The organism is Candidatus Uabimicrobium amorphum, assembly GCF_009002475.1.
In the GTDB taxonomy this organism is placed as follows: domain Bacteria; phylum Planctomycetota; class Uabimicrobiia; order Uabimicrobiales; family Uabimicrobiaceae; genus Uabimicrobium; species Uabimicrobium amorphum.
The window spans coordinates 3,100,447-3,119,934 of record NZ_AP019860.1 but is presented as its reverse complement, the minus strand read 5'-3'; the positions used below and the strand labels follow the sequence as shown (position 1 = coordinate 3,119,934).

The 19,488-nt window shown below is 37.8% G+C and carries 15 protein-coding genes and 1 pseudogene; 11 read left to right on the top strand and 5 right to left on the bottom strand.

Annotation, left to right across the window (positions count from 1 at the left end; all coding sequences use genetic code 11):
- Window positions 1-6 precede the first annotated feature (6 nt).
- Window positions 7-402, bottom strand: a complete 396-nt coding sequence (locus UABAM_RS11100; RefSeq protein WP_173013247.1) for an RrF2 family transcriptional regulator — start codon at window positions 400-402, stop codon at window positions 7-9.
- Between the two features lie 241 nt (window positions 403-643).
- Between UABAM_RS11100 and UABAM_RS11095 the strand changes: the two genes are divergently transcribed.
- The 7 genes from UABAM_RS11095 to UABAM_RS11065 all read left to right on the top strand — a co-directional run bounded on the left by UABAM_RS11095 (window position 644) and on the right by UABAM_RS11065 (window position 8,590).
- The gene (locus UABAM_RS11095; RefSeq protein ID WP_151968072.1) at window positions 644-1,489 is read left to right on the top strand and encodes a serine/threonine-protein kinase; all 846 of its coding nucleotides are present in this window, start codon (window positions 644-646) and stop codon (window positions 1,487-1,489) included.
- Window positions 1,490-1,521: 32 nt separating this feature from the next.
- The gene (locus tag UABAM_RS11090; protein WP_151968071.1) at window positions 1,522-3,552 is read left to right on the top strand and encodes a trypsin-like peptidase domain-containing protein; all 2,031 of its coding nucleotides are present in this window, start codon (window positions 1,522-1,524) and stop codon (window positions 3,550-3,552) included.
- Entirely contained in the window at window positions 3,549-4,337 is a 789-nt protein-coding gene (locus UABAM_RS11085; protein ID WP_151968070.1) for a MotA/TolQ/ExbB proton channel family protein, read from the top strand. The genes UABAM_RS11090 and UABAM_RS11085 overlap by 4 nt, the downstream gene beginning before the upstream one ends.
- The gene (locus UABAM_RS11080) at window positions 4,334-5,776 is read left to right on the top strand and encodes a hypothetical protein (protein WP_151968069.1); all 1,443 of its coding nucleotides are present in this window, start codon (window positions 4,334-4,336) and stop codon (window positions 5,774-5,776) included. Before UABAM_RS11085 ends, UABAM_RS11080 begins: the two co-directional genes overlap by 4 nt.
- A gap of 376 nt (window positions 5,777-6,152) precedes the next feature.
- Window positions 6,153-6,401 (top strand): sigma factor-like helix-turn-helix DNA-binding protein, encoded by a 249-nt coding sequence (locus UABAM_RS11075; protein WP_151968068.1) that lies wholly within the window; start codon window positions 6,153-6,155, stop codon window positions 6,399-6,401.
- A 15-nt stretch (window positions 6,402-6,416) separates the two neighbouring features.
- Window positions 6,417-7,619: a hypothetical protein gene (locus UABAM_RS11070; protein ID WP_151968067.1), complete on the top strand. Its 1,203-nt coding sequence runs from the start codon at window positions 6,417-6,419 to the stop codon at window positions 7,617-7,619.
- Window positions 7,620-7,765: 146 nt separating this feature from the next.
- Window positions 7,766-8,590: a hypothetical protein gene (locus tag UABAM_RS11065; protein WP_151968066.1), complete on the top strand. Its 825-nt coding sequence runs from the start codon at window positions 7,766-7,768 to the stop codon at window positions 8,588-8,590.
- A gap of 43 nt (window positions 8,591-8,633) precedes the next feature.
- Here UABAM_RS11065 and UABAM_RS11060 read toward each other — a convergent pair.
- Window positions 8,634-8,840 (bottom strand): annotated as a pseudogene (locus UABAM_RS11060) (hypothetical protein); the annotation flags it as partial.
- Between the two features lie 18 nt (window positions 8,841-8,858).
- Window positions 8,859-9,575, bottom strand: coding sequence for a hypothetical protein (locus UABAM_RS11055; protein ID WP_151968064.1), 717 nt, complete (start codon window positions 9,573-9,575; stop codon window positions 8,859-8,861).
- Between the two features lie 223 nt (window positions 9,576-9,798).
- Between UABAM_RS11055 and UABAM_RS11050 the strand changes: the two genes are divergently transcribed.
- The 4 genes from UABAM_RS11050 to UABAM_RS11035 are packed head-to-tail and all read left to right on the top strand — an operon-like array spanning window position 9,799 to window position 14,203.
- Window positions 9,799-10,827 carry a potassium channel family protein gene (locus tag UABAM_RS11050; protein ID WP_151968063.1) on the top strand — a complete coding sequence of 343 codons (1,029 nt, stop codon included), beginning with the start codon at window positions 9,799-9,801 and terminating at the stop codon, window positions 10,825-10,827.
- Between the two features lie 21 nt (window positions 10,828-10,848).
- A complete protein-coding gene (locus UABAM_RS11045) occupies window positions 10,849-11,406 on the top strand; it encodes an LON peptidase substrate-binding domain-containing protein (RefSeq protein WP_173013246.1) in 558 nt (185 codons plus the stop codon).
- Window positions 11,403-12,977, top strand: a complete 1,575-nt coding sequence (locus tag UABAM_RS11040) for a sulfatase-like hydrolase/transferase (protein WP_151968061.1) — start codon at window positions 11,403-11,405, stop codon at window positions 12,975-12,977. The genes UABAM_RS11045 and UABAM_RS11040 overlap by 4 nt, the downstream gene beginning before the upstream one ends.
- Complete coding sequence (locus UABAM_RS11035; protein WP_151968060.1) at window positions 12,977-14,203, top strand: glycosyltransferase family 4 protein; 1,227 nt, start codon at window positions 12,977-12,979, stop codon at window positions 14,201-14,203. Before UABAM_RS11040 ends, UABAM_RS11035 begins: the two co-directional genes overlap by 1 nt.
- Before the next feature lie 474 nt (window positions 14,204-14,677).
- Here the strand turns inward: UABAM_RS11035 and UABAM_RS11030 are convergent, their stop codons facing one another.
- Both UABAM_RS11030 and UABAM_RS11025 read right to left on the bottom strand, forming a co-directional pair.
- Complete coding sequence (locus UABAM_RS11030) at window positions 14,678-16,306, bottom strand: hypothetical protein (protein WP_151968059.1); 1,629 nt, start codon at window positions 16,304-16,306, stop codon at window positions 14,678-14,680.
- Between the two features lie 95 nt (window positions 16,307-16,401).
- Entirely contained in the window at window positions 16,402-19,434 is a 3,033-nt protein-coding gene (locus UABAM_RS11025) for a serine/threonine-protein kinase (protein WP_151968058.1), read from the bottom strand.
- Window positions 19,435-19,488 lie beyond the last annotated feature (54 nt).

Here is a 19,488-nt window from a genome sequence, read left to right as displayed (position 1 = left end):
TTTCTCTCATCTGACAAGATCTACCAGGGTAATATCACCAAAGAATTCGCAAAGTTTCTCTTGTACATTAGAAAGAGGACCTTGAATATTGCACACCCCGCATTGCGGACAATGGTCTTTACCTAATACACAGTCTACAATTTCTATGGGGCCATCAATGACTTCGATAACATCCTTCATGCTTATTTCTGCAGGACTGCGCACTAATTTGTACCCACCTTTGGCTCCTTGAATACTCTGAATAAATTGCGCTTTGGCAAGACCTTGAAGAATTTTTGCCATGACTTCGGGAGGAATGCCAAACTTTTTAGAAATTTCTTTTGATTTACACAAAGAGTCTTGTGAGTGTAGATACTTTAAGGCTATAATCCCATATTCTACTTTGCGAGAGATTTTTAGCATTTTTATTCTTTCAAAATACGACTTATAAAGTCGCAATTGTAAACGAATTTTTACCGGTGTCAAGGTAAATTTGTGGGAATAATATTTTTTAAGGATTACAAACGAAAATTGCCTATTGATGTATTGCATGTTATAATTTGCAGTAGTGGAAACCTTGCTGTTGTCTATTTTGTTAGGATTACCCTAGGGCGTGTCACGACTAGCCCTAATTGGGATTTGAAACTAGAGAGTAATATAAATTATGTCTTACATTGTCACAGGATATAAAATCGAAAACCCCATTAAAAGTGGGGGATTTGCCGAAGTTTATTATGCTCTTCGCATAAAAGACAAAAAACATGTTGCGATTAAAGTACTTAACCAAAGTGGTTGTAACAATTCACGTATTCGCAGGCTATTTCAAAATGAAGCCAAACTCATGGCATCTCTTGATCATCCAAACATTATCAAGGTAGACTCCGTCATAAAGGAGTCGAAGCGTCCTGCAATCGCTCTGGAATATTTTGAAAGTGAAACTCTAAAAACATGGATACTCAATAAAAACCCGCTTATATTCCAAAAGGGAATGAAGGTTTTTATCCAAATGGCGAAGGCCCTGAATTATGTACATGAACAAAATATAATTCATAAAGACATAAAGCCTGAGAATATTTTGGTGAACAACGAAGGCGAGTCGCGATTAATTGATTTTTCCATCGCCGAAAAAATAAGTTTTCTTTCAAAATTACGTCCCAAAAAGCGTGAAGGTACACCGTTATACATGGCACCTGAGCAGGTACGTAAAGACAATCTTGATGGACAGTGTGATATTTACGCTCTAGGAGCCACTTTTTACGAAGCTTTCGCTGGTACGCCTCATGTTCAAGGGAAAAGTGAGAAGGCTATTTTGCAAAAGCAACTCAAAGGCCAGGTGCCTAAGATACGTCAATTCAACAAAAATGTTTCTCATAAACTAGAAACAGTTATTATGCGTATGCTGGAAAAAAATAGAGAAAAACGCTATAAAACCATGAGAGAAGTTTTGTACGAATTGGGAAAGTTTGCAGATGAAAATTATCAAATCTCGGTAAACGAAGAAAGTCAATAGGCAAATTTCATAGTTAAGAGGAGAAGATTTAGATGGACGAGCCGCAAGAGGATGTCATTTTTGATCAAAAAGAGCAAGATGAGGAGCAAGAGCAAGAGCAAGAACAAGAAAACTCAAGCGAAATAGAAGCTGGACTGCAATCATCTATGGAACTACAAGGGGTTGTTATTGCTGAATTTAATCTACTTAGTTTAGATTCTCCCAACGCTGCACCAAAGACTTGTGAAATCATCACAACAAAACCTTACTTCTTGATAGGTCGAAGTATACAATGCGATTATCGTATTACTTATAAAGACAAATATGTTGCGGAGGAACAAGCATCTATTGCTTATTCTATTGAAGATGAGAGTTATGTTATTCGTTGCCTTGCAAAAGACAACCCTCTTTTTATCGACGGAAAAAAAGTTGGTAATGACAGTAAACTACAATCTGGAAGTGTCATTAAGTTAGGGGTTGCGGTAAACGCTCCTAAGATCCGTTTTTATATTGAAGGGCATGAAGAAGTTCACAAAGTGCACAAGCGCTTGTCTGATATTGTAGATTCTCTAGAGCGCGACAAAGAGTATACTCTTGGGGGAGATTCTAAACACGATATTTCTATTTCAGATCCTTCCATATCGGGAATGATCGCGCGAATAACCGTACCTGCGGAAGGCAACCATGTCGTTTTGAATAAAGACGATAATTGCAGTGTTGTTGTAAGTATCGATGGTAGCGAAGTTCACAAAAATGAGAATCGTATTTTAAGTTATCAAAAGTGTTTGCAGGTGGGAAGTACATTTACCCTCCTACACGATGTGAACAAATTCCATATGCCACGAATACCTCAGAAGTGTTTAATGTCCGACTTTATCCCCTCTCCAGAAAGAGGTAACGTATATACGATAGGCAAAAACGATGAAGCGACATTCCACATTAACGATGAGCATGCTCCTTTTCTCCTTGCGGAAATAGAAGTGCCTCTTGAGGGGGATTATTTTTCCATTCGCAAAATAGGTGGTTTAGACATACCCGTTGTTATAGATGAAAAGACAATAGACGCCGACCCACGTAATGGTAGTCGTTTTGGGGTAAATCAAATTCTACGCATAGGTGATTATTGGGAAATACGCAACAACCACCGTTCGCTACCGGCGCTAAAAAAATCATTGGGAATGAAAGCTCTCATGACGGGACTCATTACCACGGTAATTATTGCTTTGGTAATTTTAGGTACCGTGTTTGTTTTCAAAAAATATTCCTCGAATTTGCAGCGAATGATCAATCCTCCGAATACAATGCAGCTGTATCAAAAAAATATCTATTATATCGCAACATTTGACAAAAATAGCAAACAGTCGATGGCTTCGGGTACGGGTTTTCTCATTGCACAAAAAGATGCTCAAGAAAAAAACATCTACTATGTTGTCACTTGCAAGCATGTCATCGAATCGTGGAAGTTTGAAAAACATCGCAAAAAAGATGGCAAAATTTTTGATGAGAAGGGTGTTGAGATTGCCGAACAGCATATCGCTCTTTGGCCGTACAATAGTCAAGTGCTAGATCCTAAAAAATCTACATATCTTTTGCAAAATAGTTTCAACACTTTCGGTAACAATACAGGAATTGGTTCTGTAAAAATTCATCGTATGGCCGAGGATGAATACGAAGAGGTTGATGACTTTCTCGTTCACAAAAAAAACAGCAATGGAGATCTTGCAATTTTGAAGATTTCGCTATCCGACAAAGAGAAAAAACAAGAGTATAGTGAATGGCGCATCATTGAAGAAACACAAATCAACGTCGGTGAAGAAGTGATTGTTTTGGGTTATTCTTTAGGTGGGGGAAGGCTACTCAATAAAAATGGGGTAGCAAAACCTGTTGTTTGTGAAGGCAAGGTTTCTAGTGAATCCAAAGCTCCTGATTTTGTTGAATTAGATGTCAATCAAACCAACGGGTCGTCTGGAGGACCTATTATCAACAAAAAAGGAAAGATTGTGGGGGTTGTCTCTTTTTCTGATGGAAAAAAGAACCTCGTTTACGGAATCCATAGCAAAATACTTGAGGAATTAATGCGGTGAGTACGAAAAAAACTTTTTTAGTCCCCAACACATCAGCTTGTTTTTTTATGGGACTTGCAAGTGGTGTACTTTTTTACGCCATACTTTTCTTTTCCGACAAATTTTTAGATGTCTCTCTAGGAAGAATGCTGGGACCAATTGATGACTATGCATTTGCGATGTTTATCTATGCGTCTTTGTACATTCTATTCTTTTGGGGACTCATTAGCATTATCAATAAAAATATATTGATCAACTCCGAAAGAAATGCCTTAACCACCTTAGAAAAAAATCTGGATAGCTGCCGTATTATTAGCCAGAGAAGTGAAGTGGACAATCTACGCAATCGGATTCTTCATGGGGGAACTCAGGTACAAAAAGTACGCAATTCCATGGTTGTGCAGACGTTATTGTTTTTAGTAGATCACTGTCTGGTAACGGAAACTTCCAAAAAAGTCCTTGGTATTTTTACCAAACGACTTGATACTCTAGAGAAACATATAGAGTCTTCCTATAACATATTGCGTTACATCGCTTGGGCGATCCCTTCTTTGGGTTTTATTGGAACTGTTATGGGAATTGGCGCCGCATTGTCAAATGTCGACTTTATCGCACAAGACATTACTTTAGTAACAAAGCCCTTGGGGACAGCATTTGACACCACGCTGATTGCTTTGGTGGAAAGTATGGTTCTAATGTACTTTTTATATAGTACACAACGCAAAGAGGAAGATTTACTCAACTCTGTTGATTTATTTTGCCAAGAAAAATTTATTATCAACTTGAGTCTAGGTGAAAAGAAATGAAAAAACAACGCGAAATAAGTGTTTTTAGTATTTCCTTTATTGATGTATTTTGCTGTGCATTAGGGGCGATGATTCTTATTTTTGTGATCAATAGCCAACACCTAAACAGCACAGTAAACACCACTGTTGAAAAGTATCGTCAGAAAGCTGCCGAAGCAAAAACGGAACGCAACCTTGCGCGAAAATCCCGCGAAGATGCACAAAAAGCGCGCGACATGGCCAACGAAGCACGTAATATCGCGGAATATGCAGAGAAAGAAGCGTTGCATAGTAAGTTTCTTGCAGAACAATCGCGACGTAAGGCCTTAGAAAAAGCCCATGCTGCGGAGCAAGCTCTCCAGCAAGCCGAGGCGTCAAAAAATCAAGCGCAAGTCGCGATGGAAAAACTAAAGAAAGCGCAAATGCGCAGTCAAATAGTCAATCAGGATTTGCAGAGAAAAAATAAATTGTTGGAGGAAAAAAATAACGCTTTGGAGGCGATTACCCAGCAAAAAGAAATCACCAATAAAGAGCTGCAAAAGCTGATGGCACAGTATACAAAACTACAAGCACTATACGATGTTTCGCAAAAAGCTCGTGATGAATTGCGCGAAAATGCCACAGAAGTTGCTTCGAAAAACAAGGAGTTGCAGCAAAAAGTGGAAGATATCAATGATCAGAAACTAGTTGCCCAAAAACAATTAGACGAAATCAATGCTGTTTCCGAAAAAATTGAGCAGCAAAACAAGTCGTTGATAGATCGTCTTACTAGTAAGGAAAAGCAATTAAAGAGCATTGAGGAGCAAATACAAAAACGCGAACAGGAAATAAAAGAAAAAGAAGATGCGATAGAGACTTTAGAAAAGACCTTGCAAAAAAAAGGCGACAAATCTCTTTTTGGTATAAAGCTCAAATACAAACGCATCGTATTTCTTTTAGATAAATCGGGAAGTATTATTGCCAATCATTGGAAAAAAGTTATTATCGATACATGTGGCGAGGTTTTACAGCATTGCGATGTGGAAGAATTTTCGGTGATCGCTTTTTCTTCTACCATGAGGTTTTATCCTTCGAAAAAAGGTCTAATGGCTGCGGGGGATGATTTAAATAAAAACAGGGCTATGTTTTGGTTAAAGAAAAAGTTGCGTTTTGGTGGCTCCACATACGTGCACGAAGCTTTAAAAATTGCCTACGAAGATTATGGTAATCTGGACGCTATTTTCCTCTTAACCGATGGTTTGCCATACGCCCCGAAAAAATCTTCTGCAGATTTACAAAAAGAAATCTTAGACTATATCCGTAAAAAGCAGGAAAAAGGTAGTAAGACGCGTATTATTACTATTGCGATTGGTTACCCCCCTACGGAAGACGGAAACAAAGAAAAAACAGCGTATTCAGACATATACAAATACTTACATACGCTGTCTGATTTGACAAATGGACAGTATGTGGGACGATAAAATCCAACACATTGTCTTTTGTCTACGTTTTATAATAGGTGAAAACACTAAAAGAAAATACTAGTGTCATTCCTGCGAAAGCAGGAATCCACAACACAAAATTTAAGTTTGAAACGTCTGGATCCCTGATCAAGTCAGGGATGACCGTGCCCAACAGCTCGCTGTTGTTTTATTAAAATGAAACTACTTCAACTTGCTGTTGGAATTGCACAATTTGATCGTATAAAGTGTTGTACAGTTATTACTTACGGTCAAAATTGCAAAACCATTTTGTTTTGTAGTTCCAGAGAACATTGCGATTTAGCTTTTGTGTAGAGGAAACCCCAAAGTGAGTTTTCTCGTCAACATAAATACATTTAAACCTAGGAGAAGACAAATGTCTGCCGAACTATACGATTTTCAAGATAAAATTGCCAAGATACCCGAGCAAGAGAAAAAAGCTTTTGTTCTTTACGATGTTTTAGGATATAAATACAAGGAAATCGCCAAAATTATGGACATCAAAGTAAATTCTGTTGGCGTGTATATCCATCGTGCAAGAACTATCTTTTTCGAAGAAAACGACGACAGTAGTTGCCGCTCGCGGAGGCCAATGATGAGTATGGTTTGGCGCCTAGTAGCCTAAAATCATAAGGTAAAAATGAAGCAAAAATTAAATTTTCGTATTCCACTTTGCATCCTGCTTTTAGTAACAGGTTGCTCGTGGAATACATCCCTTCAAGACATTGAGTATTTTTCTTCGCATTCCCCCCAAGAATTACGTCAAAGATTAAGTAAAAATGATCGCATTATAAGTCGACATTTTCGCAACAAAAAAATTTCGCGCAATTTGCGCAAAGCAATTCATAGTAACATACGTATTTATAGTGCTTTGGCATCCTCCCCCAGTTTCTCTCCACAGAAAATTCGCATATCAAATACCGGGGAGACATCGCTTTTTAATCCTACACAAGGCTATGTCTACTTTTACAAAGATGACTTGCGTTATTTCAATATTCATGGTGTCTTGATTCACGAGAGCGTGGGACACCCTGCGGATGAAAACGTCTATCCTCTACGACGTTTTATGAATACACTACAGATTTTTAATCCTTCGCCTTTACGCTTACTAGAGTTTCGCGCCATTGCTTCTGTTCCTGCGGTGTGGAGAAAATTACATGACCATCTACACATACCTTATAAACCGTGGAATATTCTACATCCAGTTGCCGGGAGTCTTGATTGTGAAGACGTCTATGAATGGTTTTATCGCGATAAGCGCGTTTCGTGGGAAGAAGCAAATAATCTTCCACAATTAAAAAGACTAGTTCGTCGTTTTCCCACAGATAGCTTACCCCATCTTTTGGCGCGTATTTACGTATTGATTCTCAGCTTAGACTTCAATGAAAATGAGTTATGGAATTACGCGGCCAATAACGATATTTTTACCATCGAGGCGAAGGTAGATCATATCATCAAAAAACAAAAAAATGCGGAGTTAGCCTTGCATCACGGTTTACAGAAAAAATACCAACAATATTTAGAAGCAACGCAGTTAAATACGATCGCGATCACACAGCATTTGGCTCAAAAGTCTCCTGATACTACACGCGAAAACCTCCGTGTATATCGTCATTACACAACAACACGCGGAATAACTTGGTACGATCACGCTCCTTTTGGAATTACCGCGAATGATAATATCACTTGGAGTTTTTCGCCTACGGACTCTTTTGAAGACCAAGGGGGCGATGGACCGAATTATGAAAATGTGTTAGGCAATGAGGATTGTGACGCAAAACAGTATGTAAGAATTTGGAAAAAATGTGCTGCGTTAAGTGAATTTCTTATGCGGGACCTGTGAAACTTTCCGAGCCCGCTTCCGAGCCGGGAAAATAGGTAATACTTCAAATGATGGCAGACCCTGGTAATTCGCGAAAAATTTTGTATAATAAAAACACATCATTTGTACATTTCAACATGATTTTATTTTATAAGGGGAGTAAGTTTATGAAATATATAACTCTATTTTTCATTGTCATGAGTTGTGTTTTTGCGAACGATATTCAATTGACTTGTTCAGCAAAAGACAACGGCAATATGGGAATTGAAGTTAAGTTACCAGAGAGTCTCGATGGTAAGATTTGGGACACCTACATGTACTACACTGTAGATGGACAAAAATACTATATCACTCTTGAAGGTAGTAGTACAGAGCGTAAAGTTCTTGGTATGCTTCCACAGCAAATGGAACTTGCGGTGCACAATTGGGCGCAAGGAGCAGAAGTGAATGTTGTTGTTGAAGTATGCAAATCAAATACACGCGAAATATTGTCGACAGCAAAGTGTACTGCTCTAGCATCAGATACACCGGCCATTGCTGGTAAAAAAGCGAGCATTGAGTTTGTACAAAAAGTTAGCGATGAGACAGTGCGTTGGTACAGCAATTACAAACAATTTGACTCCAAGTGGAAATATGACAAGATGGGGCAGTACAATGGTACAACGATCGGTAAAGACGGTTGTGCGATGAGTTCTGCGGCAAATATCATCAATTGGACACCACGAGATCTTAACAATCGCTTGAAGAGCAATGGTGGTTATCAAAATAACCTAATTATTTGGACAAAAGTTCCTTATTTGTCTTATTCTGGAAAAAAATCACTTTCTAGCTCATTGTTCTCTAGTTATCACGTGATTGGTTACGTTGGTGGGCATTTCGTACTTCTAACTGGTGCAAAATCAGGCGGGTATGGTTCTCACGATCCAGGAAAAAGTTCAAATCCTGTCTATTCTTCCGGTCAGATATATTCTACTCGTTGTTATTCTAAGTAGAAATGTAAATTACTCCGTGGAAACACGGAGTAATTATAAAATTTTACTTTGCGAACATTTGTTGGTATTTTCTCAAAAGGTTTGATCCACCCTTGTCTACCACTTGTCCTCGTTGATCTGTAATAACAAAATATGGGATACCACGTAGTGAAAATTGTTTCGCAACAGGAGATCCCCATCTTTCAATATTTACCTTACGCAAAGCAACCATATTACTATTTTTGTTTACCATGGCCTCAACCTGAGGCTCTAATTGTACGCAGGCACGTCACCACGGTGCACCAAATTTAAAAATAGTGTATTTGCCAGGAAAAGAGTTCGCCTTTACATCCAATTCACTGGAACCAAGGGATTTGATATTGGGTATTCTTGAGCGCTCTTTTGCTAAGCGTGATTGCTTCTTTTCCTCCCTCGCTTTTTCCTTCGCCTCTAACTCATCTTGTTTTTCTTTTTCCTTAAGTGCAAGGAATTCTTCACGTTGACTGTCGAGGTCATCGGCTACACGGCTTGCATATTCTTTAGACTTGCTATACTTTTGCTTAATAGCGCGATCAAAGTAAATTTTGGCAAATTTTTTCTCGCCTTCGTGTAAGGAGATTAAACCGAAAGAGTGTAGTACCATGCCGTCTTGTTGTTTACTTGGAATGATTTTACTTAGGTATGAAGTACGAATTTTATTGTATTTTATCGTATGCTGCTTACCTTTGTAATCGACAATGGTAAATTTGGTTTTTCCTACTTTGATCACATCGCCACGATATAATTTTCCACCAAAAACTCCCACACTTACTTTGCGTTTTTCTGCGCGCATTTTTTTGAGAGCGGGGTTTATTTTTTTATAAACGTGGATGCGTTCTTTGTTAGAAATCTCCGCTGGCCACTGTGTTTTTTTCTCGTCTGCCCAAGATAAAGAGGTTGTCACAAATGCAAAACACAGTAATACAAGCAGATGCTTCTGACAAAAAAGTGAAAATTTATTTGTCATCTTTCATCCTTTTTTTATCCATAAAACATTATGGAAAAATTATTTAAATAATTTTTGTATTTGATCTCTCATTATTATTCTAAGTTTTTTTATACTTACAAACAAATTTTTTTTAGGATATACTTGAACAAATAAATTTTTACAATAATATATCAAGTGGTTTGGCGGATATGCGCTCCGGAGTTTTTGGTCGCATTCTAAATTTAACTAGAAAACTTGCAAAATGATAATAAGAAAACCTTTTGGTGTCCGACAATCTATCAATCTCGAAAAGAGACTTTTTTTCGTATTTTTTCTGCTGATAATGGTTATCGTTGCTGGTACATTCGGCTATAGTTATATAGAAGGATGGAACATGCTCGATTCGTTTTATATGACATTGATTACGGTAACGACTATTGGCTATGGAGAAATCCATGAATTGTCTGTCTATGGGAGAATGTTTACTTCTGTGGTAATTGTGACGGGTGTGGGAGTTATGGGTTACTTTTTAGGTACCTTTACTCAATATATCGTCGAAGGTGAAATTCGCAGAACTTTTGGACTGAGAAAAATGAAAAAAGATATAAAAAATCTCGCCAATCACTATATTGTGTGTGGCTACGGTAAGGTCGGACGTCAAGTTTGTGAAGAACTTAGATCTCGGGGTATTGAAACAATTGTCATTGAATCAAATCAAGTGATGGCAGAGCACGCTCTTCACGACGGTTTTTACGCAATTCACGACGATGCTGCGGCAGACGATGCTCTAACCAAAGCGCGTATTCTTCATGCAAAAGGTCTCGTGGGGGCTGTTGGTTCTGACGCGGATAATGTATTTATCACGCTAACAGCAAAAGAGATGAATCCTGACATTTTCGTTGTTGTGCGTGCGGAGTCTCCTACTTCGCAGACAAAATTGCGGCGCTCCGGAGCGAATCGTGTCATTTCTCCCGACTTAATCGGAGGAAAAAAAATGGCTCTTGCCGCTATTCGACCAAATATAGTCGAGTTTATGGATATTATCACTCCTGATGAAAAGACAAACTTTACCATTGAAGAAATTATCGTTGCTGACAGTTCTCCGATTGCAGGGATGACTCTTCGCGAATCAAAAGTGCGCCAAACAGCAGGGGTTATCATCATTGGTATCAAAAAAGGTGGTGATTTTATTTTTAATCCTCTCGCCGATGATCTTATTGTTGGTGGAGATATTCTTATTGTGGTGGGCAATGAAAAACAATTGGACGCCATGTACAAAATTTGTAGTTAGGTTGATATGATGGAAACAGTAGTGATTGATCTTTTCCCTTTGCACACAGTTTTATTTCCCTATCAAGTAATCCCTCTGCAAATTTTTGAACCGCGTTATTTAAATATGATATCGCGCTGTTTTGAACAATCACAATCTTTTGGGATTTGTTTGATTGAAGAAGGAACCGAGGTAGGACCTCCAGCGATTCCTCACAAAACAGGAACTTCTGCGCAAATAATTTCACTGCGTTCGCTTGCCGAAGATAAAATATTTGTCTTTGCGCGTGGAGAACGACGGTTTTTGATTCGCAAACTATTGCAGGAACAACCATACATACGCGTAGAGGTTGAGTGGATTGATCCAGAGTTACCATCATTTCCTGGGGACTATGCACATTTGAAGGTGTGTATCGAAAATCTCTTGAAGAAATTACCACAGCAAAATCTCAAAATACCACAAAACGACAACCAAATATTCGGCCTAGTCAGTGCTTTGCTATCTGGACTACGCAACGAAAAACAAGAGCTTCTGCAATTAAACGCGGATGAGATTGTACCGCAAATGATCGAGATCTTAGAGCGGACTACGACATCATGAAAAAAATCGCTATTTTTCTTTGCGCATTTCTATTGCTAAATATAGTCGCAAATATTGCGAATGTATGGCAACACCACAACGTACTCTTTGGGCTGTTTGTCGCTCCCGAAATTTTCGCGGTACTTCTCGCTCTTTTTATTACCATAGAAATATTTCCTTCAAAAAATCCGTGGTTGTATTTTGTTGCGAGTACCACCATTGTTTTGGTGACATTGTGTAAATTAAGTTTCTTTGCTGTGCCGAAGTTTTTTCATCGTTCTTTTAATCTCTACATTGATCTGGCATATATTCCCGATCTTTTACACTTTGTGTACCATTCGCTGCCTTTATGGAAATTCTTATTAGGAAGTGTGGTCACTGTTAGTGTTGTGGGATTTTTGTACTGGGTGCTCCATAAATGTTTACATTGTTGTACAGCCGAGATAAAAGAGCACAAAAAAATTAGTTTGGCGACGATGTCTTTCTTATTGTTACTACATGCAAGCGGGGTGTATGTATTTCATCCATCTTGTGTAAGAGAAATTGCCGCACAAGTCGATTTTCTGAACAATAAACCGCATTACGAAAATCAGTACCGGCAGCTAATTGAAAATGTTGAAGAAACCGCAAAAAATACCTCTTATGATTTAAAATATTTACGTAAAAATAACGTGTTGCTATTTTTTGTGGAATCATACGGAAAAACAATTTTCGACAAAGCCCGTCATCAGCAACTTCTTCAACCACGCTTAGACAGCTTTTCGGCTATGTTAAAAGAAAAGCAATACAATGTGTGTTCGCACTTTATTATTTCTCCGACATTTGGAGGAAACTCATGGCTCGCTCACGGGGCCATGTCGTGCGGAGTGAAGACATTCAATCAAATTATTTTCGATATGCTACTCGGTTCAAAATTGAAGACAATGGCGCATTATTTTCGTCAGGCCGGATACCGTGCTATTTCTGTAATGCCAGGAACAACGAAGCCATGGCCTGCTGGTAAATTTTTCGGTTTCGATCAAAAGTACCATGCGTGGCATTTCGATTACCGTGGACCAAAATATGGCTGGTGCACAATGACCGACCAATATGTGATTGATTATATTCATCGTGAGGAAGTACAAAAAAGCTCTCCGCCTTTATTCGTTGAGTATGTACTTATTTCAAGTCATGCTCCCTTTCACATTCAACCACCGTATATAGAAGACTGGAAAAATTTGAAAGATGGAGCATTGTATCACGATACACAAACAATAACCTATCCGATTGTATGGCCGAATTTGTCAAATGCCACGGAAGGGTATGTGCGTTCTATTGATTATGTACTTCATTCTATTGAAGATTATTTAGCGCAAAAAATAGATGATGATAGTCTGATCATTGTCTTGGGAGACCACCAACCACATGGTACGATCACCGGAAGCAATCCTTCATGGGCAGTGCCTATTCACATTATTTGTCGCGATTCTAAACTCTTGGAACCTTTTATTCGCCAGGGATACACGCCAGGGCTCATTCCCACACAAAAACCGCCATACACCGGAATGGAAAACTTTTTGTATCCTTTTTTACAAAACTTTAGCAGCAAGTAATGAGAAAACCGCAAATTGTCGTTTCCACACCTTTTCGTTTACACTCCCACCAACAAGTATATGCATTGCAACAACAACGGTATTTGCAAAAATACATTTGTTCTACATGGCACAAACCGCAAAGTTTTCCCTATAAGTATTTTCGATATTTACCCAAAGCGCTACAGCGAAAAATAAATGCATTTTGTGCAAAACGTTCCTATGAACCGATAGACGCGTACTATGTCGAGCAACATCCTTTTGCCGAAGTTGTACGCGTGTTACTCAATGAATTGACACGAAGCCGTTTTAACAAATATCTAGTAGACTGGCAACACCAGACTCATGATTCCATTGCCGCAAAAAGGCTCAAAAAATTACATCCTGATATTGTTGTTGGTTACGAAATTTCCTGTGCGGAAACTTTTCGTACCGCTAAAGAAATGGGAATAACCACGGTCTTAGATCTAGCAAATGTACATTATGAATATTGCACACCTTTGGAAAAAATTTTCGATGGTGACGATTTTGATCACCAGTTAACCAAAGCCATTAACCAAAGAAAAGAAATCGAATACCGGCACAGTGACTATATTTTGTGTATTTCGCAGTTAGCATACAATTCCCTGCGTGACAACGGAATACCCGAGGAAAAAATACGCCTTGTGAATCTGGGGGCGGATTTGTCTATTTTTCAGTGCAAAAAACACCAGCAAAATGAAAAGTTTTCGATGTTATTTGTTGGATCTGTTATCAAAAGAAAAGGTGTTGATTTACTACTGGAAGCCCTTCAAGAGCTACAGCTAAAAAACAGTGAGTTGACGATCGTCGGTGCCAACGACCACAACGATATTCTGTCCAAATACGATCAAAGCTTATTTACGCATATTCCTTTTTTGCCGCATAGCGAGCTGGTACAACACTTTCACAAAGCACATGTATTTATTTTACCTTCCTATCTGGATAGCTGGGGAATGGTCGTGAATGAAGCCATGGCTTGTGGAACGCCTGTGATCATTAGCGATAACGTGGGAAGCAAAGATCTCGTGACAAAAGAAAATGGTTTTGTAGTGCCACATGGGAATGTGAAGGCACTACAGGAGAAGATATTGTATTGTTATCACCACCGCGATGAACTTTTCGCGATGGGGCAAAAAGCCGGTGAGAGTGTTGTAAAATTTACCTGGGAACAATATGCACGCAATTTATGTGTGGTTATCGACGATATCTACAAAAACCGAAAATAGCGATCCCGTTTCCGATCCTGGCAAGGTAAGTTTTGCATAAAATATATGATAAAAGGTACTTGTAGTAAAAACAGATGTTGTTTCAAACTACAGTTTCTCCGGGTGTCATCCCTGATCAAGTCAGGGATGACCATGCCCAATAGCAAGCTGTTGTTTTATTAAAACGGAACTACCACAAGGTGTCATTCCTGCGAAAGCAGGAATCCACAATATGAAGTAAACTTCAAAGCGCCTGGATCCCTGATCAAGTCAGGGATGACACTCCTATGGTGGTTTTGTAGTTCCAGAGAACACGAGTAGGCAAGTCTTTTATTATAAGTGTTTACCCTTAAGCCAATGGGCTTGGGATGACAACCTGGGACTTTTTAGTGAAAGAGCTTCTGTTTTTTCTTTATATTTGTTTGACAAAAAACCTACCCCTAACAGGATCGCTACTCAAGAACGGGATCGGTCTGTTCTTTCTCTACAATCGCTTCACTCCGAACATTTTTCATAATCCACAGTGATTTTCGCCAGCCACGGTTGCGCCACATTATTTTTTTTCACAGGGAGAATATGTACTTGCACATTGCCTTGTGGGGTTTTTATTGTGGTAAAATCAACTTTTTCCTGGGTTAACGGTGTAATATTTACATTGTGCAATATGCAGTTTTTCGGCAGTGAAATTTTTATTTCATAAGGAATTTTCTTACTGCCCCACAGGTTTTTATAACGAAAAAATCCTGGTTTGTTTTGCGTAATGAGTCCATGATAACTTATGGAAAATTTTGTATATTCGTTGTCACAATTGTATACCAAAGATCTATTGGTTTTTATCCAACAACTAGTGTATGCTTCGGCGTTGATTACTTTTACATTCTTTTGCTTTGAAAAATAAAATTTTAGAGCTAGTGGACGAGGTAAATCGGCAGAAGGTGCATCTTTTAACCTATTGGTGACAAAATCGTTATCATCAATTTCAATATCTACGGTACGATACCAACCTACAAAACTGGTGTTTGATGTTACTTTCAGTTGTTGGGTGAGAAGTTTTACATATGGCTGCCAAGAGGGAGAGTCTATTTTTTGTAAAATGGTGTACATGTGTACCAATGAATTAAAAGGCAACCGTTGCTGCAAAATTAGGCGATGTTGTTTGACAAGTTCTATGAAGGGTTTTTGAAATTCTTGTAGATCACAAGAAGTCTGTTCGATTACTTTATTCGTTGTAGAGAATAAATGCTTTATGTAACTGCTATCATCATGCTTATGGTAGTTGTCGAGCGCTGGCGAAATTATTTTGGTAATTTTTTTCCATGCATTCGCATTATTTTTTTTGATGTATGCTGTTTCAAGTTGCCCTAAGAGTATATCGAGGTCTAGATTTGACCATGTTTTTTGCTGCGTTTGTTTCTGGTAATTACACACTGTTGGAGTTAGTTGTGATTTTTTTTCTGGCAGTACAGGAACTGACGAAGCTTGTGTAAAAGAGATAGATAAATCGACAATGATGGCAATACCTATGATAAAAAAAACAGAATCATAATGATAGAGTAGGTATAGGGGGCCAATAATTAAAAACGGTAACATACATAGTAATATGGTTGAGAAAGTTTTGTGTAGATATTCATTATGAAACACATTTATACGCTCTAGGAGCCATGCTATAAATATGGAGTAGAATACGACAGGGTGCAGCCATAGATAAATGTTAGGGGAAACCACATGACACAAAGCAACCATCGTCAAAGAGAAAAAACAAGATATCGCAATTAGCTTTTTATTTTCCTTGCCAAAAGCATATAACTGAAAAGTGAGAAAAGAAAATACAATAACGATAATAAGATGATAATAACCGATCACACTGGTGAAGGCATTGGCAATAATTAGTTGTGGAAGTAAGTATAAAGTCATCGTTAAGCCATTTACGTCTTTTATATCTTTTAATGCAAAAAGGCAAACAAGTGACATGATACAATTGGCAACGGGAAAGATATATAGAAGTAAATATGCGCCTAAGTAGTCCAGTAAAGGAAATATCAAAAGCAGCGAAACCATCGTGAAAAACGTAATTTTTTGATGGAAAATGTATGGAAAGTATCCGTTTATTTTTGAATAAAACATAGTACCACCTATGAGAATAATATTTCTATTTTGTTTTTATTTTGTATTCTATACGAGGTGGCTATGCTTTTAGTTTGTTTTTATTTTTTTTTTGATTATTTTATATCTCTGGTCCTATGGCCAAAATCCCACAATAGAATTTCACGGCCTACGGTAACCAATTGACTGCGTTTTTCGAAATAAACACAGTCCTTTATATCGTAGTTGGTATCTAGTTCTAGCAGTAACCTATCTTTCAATAAGTACCCAAAGGTAATGTTCCAAAAAATCACACGATTTCCTTCGTCTACAGACACTAACTTTTTCCCTTCTTGTACAGCAGAAAAACACCTAACGTTATAGCTATGTCTACTTAATGAGAGATGGACATATTCGCCATGCAATAATTGATCGAAATTCCAAACTTGAATGTTTTTTTCAAAAGATAGGATGAGTAAGTTACACTTCTTTGTTTGCGAAATTTGTAAGCGCACGTTGTTGCCGCGATATGGTAGTTTGATTTTGCGATATTTTTGTGTTTTGGTGTCGAAAACAATAATAAAACTACCTTTTACAAAAAAATTAAATGCAAATACAATGTAACGTTCATCTGGACAGATAGTTGCTTCAGGGACATAAACAGTTTTACCTACCGCAGGGATTTTATCGATAACTTTTTTTCTTCGTAAACACCACACATCAATACCCAGTTTGCGATTGTAAATATATAACAAGTTACTTTTCGGAGCATAAATCGTTTTATAAACTCCATCGGGAAAAAGATGTGTAATTTTTTTTGTATGATTGTAAACTTCTTTCGGAGAGGTGGTCATATAGAACACTTCGTTACTTTTAGGTTTAAGAAAGTAGTGATACATACGCGCAAAAGGTTTTGGGGATACGAAAATCTTTGTTGATTTATGATTGTGCAATTCGTAGTGCAGTAATTCATTTAACCCAGGATTTGTATTGAAGGAATTATTATTTTTAGATACAGATGCGGCATCTGTTTTTTCTTTTAGCTTTTTTGGGTTTTCAAGATTGTTGTAGTCATAGACAAAAAGTGTTTTTTGGCTGATACTAACTAACATTTTCTCGTATATGACAAAATCAATGAGTTTCTGTTCGTTGTTCATGCGTCGCACTTTTTTTGTTGTTTTGTTGACAATAAAAATTTCCCCGCGTTGATTTAGTATAAAAATATAATCTTTACTTGTGGATATTTTCACCGGAGTATGAAAATTTTGTTTGGGAACTACCTTTTTCTTGGTAAATGTTTTACTATCCAAAAAATACAGAGTATCAGATGTAGCAGCAACTAAATTGTTAGAGTCGCGATCGTATGCGCTAGTGATAGAATGATTTCCTGAAAAAATAAAACGATGGGAGTTTTTTCTAGAAAAATCGTAGTAAAAAATTCGTTCACCATGAGTGTAAAGTAGTACGTTGCCTTTTTGGGTTATTGACGTTACATGAAATGATCCTTGGCGATGAGAAAATTGTTTTATTTTTAGGAGTTGTGCGTTTTTTATTTGGAAAATTTTGACGTACTTGTTTCCTGATAAAACCAGAATACTGTTAGAATAAAAATAACACTGTGACTCATGCTGGTAATCAAAATTATCGCGAAAAAGAATTTGTTGTGATTGTAAATCATACAGAGTGATAAAGTAAGATTTTTGTCCGTGAACCACAGCCATTGTTTTACTATCAGGGCTGATCCCTGCCGTCATCACATGATCGACAAAAATTTGTTTTTGGGGGTGTAATTTTGCATTATAAAATACAATCGACGATGACTGTATTACAGCAAAACCAGTGGTCATCGTCACAATTTTTCTCCCCTCTACAATTCTTGATTTGTTTTTGTAAAGAGCAATTTTATTTTGTAACCAGTTAATTTCTACCGCCTGTTCGGGGTATTTGTAATGAGCTTTTGCTTCATCTAAGTATTTTTGCGCGGCATTGAATTTTCCTTGTTGCGCTGACAGATAGGATAGTCGTAGGTCTTTTGTTACGTATAGTAGCTCTTTTTGACGTTGTAATCTCTGTTCTGCAGTGATTTTATTTTGGGCAGCCTTTAGTTGGTAATTTTTCTCTTTAAAAGAGATGTACAGCAATAGAGTTACAATGCCAATAACGCACGCTAAAGTGGTTGTCAATAATTTATTTCGCGCAATCCACTTCAACGATTTTTCTATCTTACCAACGGATTTTGCCGAAACCGGTTTACCCGCCATGTACTTTCGTAGATCTTTCGCTAGGCCAGATATACTGGAATAGCGTTTATTTACTTTTTTGGCTAGGCACTTAAAGCAAATGGCTTCGAGTTCTTTGGGTACTTTGGGGTTAATAGACCTAAGTGCAATGGGTTCGTCATGTATGATTTGATAAAATAAATTGACAATTGTATCGTTTTGAAAAATGCGTTGTGCTGAGATTGCTTCGTAAAGGGTAACACCCAGAGAATAAATATCAGTGGTGAAGGTGACGTTTTTGCCGCGTATTTGCTCCGGAGACATATAGATTGGTGTACCAGAAAATTCGTTCGTCATGGTCTTTGTGTCTATTTTGGCGATACCAAAATCCATCACAATAGGGTTTAAGTCACGATCTAACATGATATTCTCAGGTTTTATGTCGCGGTGAACAATACCTTTGCGGTGAACGAAATTTAAAGCATCCGCTATTTTCGCAAAAATGGTGGCTATTTTAAAAAAGTACTCTTTATTTTTGACGTACTTACTATGGTTATATATGAATTGATGTAAAGATATTCCGTTTATTAGCTCCATGGTAAAAAAGAATACCGGACTGTGGTATACTTCAAAAATGCGAATAATGTTTTGGTGACTTAATTGTGCGACAACTTTTGCTTCTTGTAGCAGTTGGTCGGCGCTGTTGCGATTGGGCAAAACGATAATTTTTAGCGCAACTTTTCGGTTTAATTTTGTGTCAAGGGCACTAAATACAACTCCCATCCCTCCGCGACCTAGCTCACTGAGTAAAAGATAGTGATTTATTTTTTTTCCGCAGGACAAATCCAGTTCTAAATCTTTGGGTAGGTTCAGATCCTTAGAAGTTGCATCGTGTTCGTTGCTGAACATTCCTAAACCAAGTAGATCATGTATTTGCTGTGAGTCTCTCATAAGTTTCTTTCTAACGTAAAGTCTTATTCTCCCAGGAGTAATATTTTATTGTTA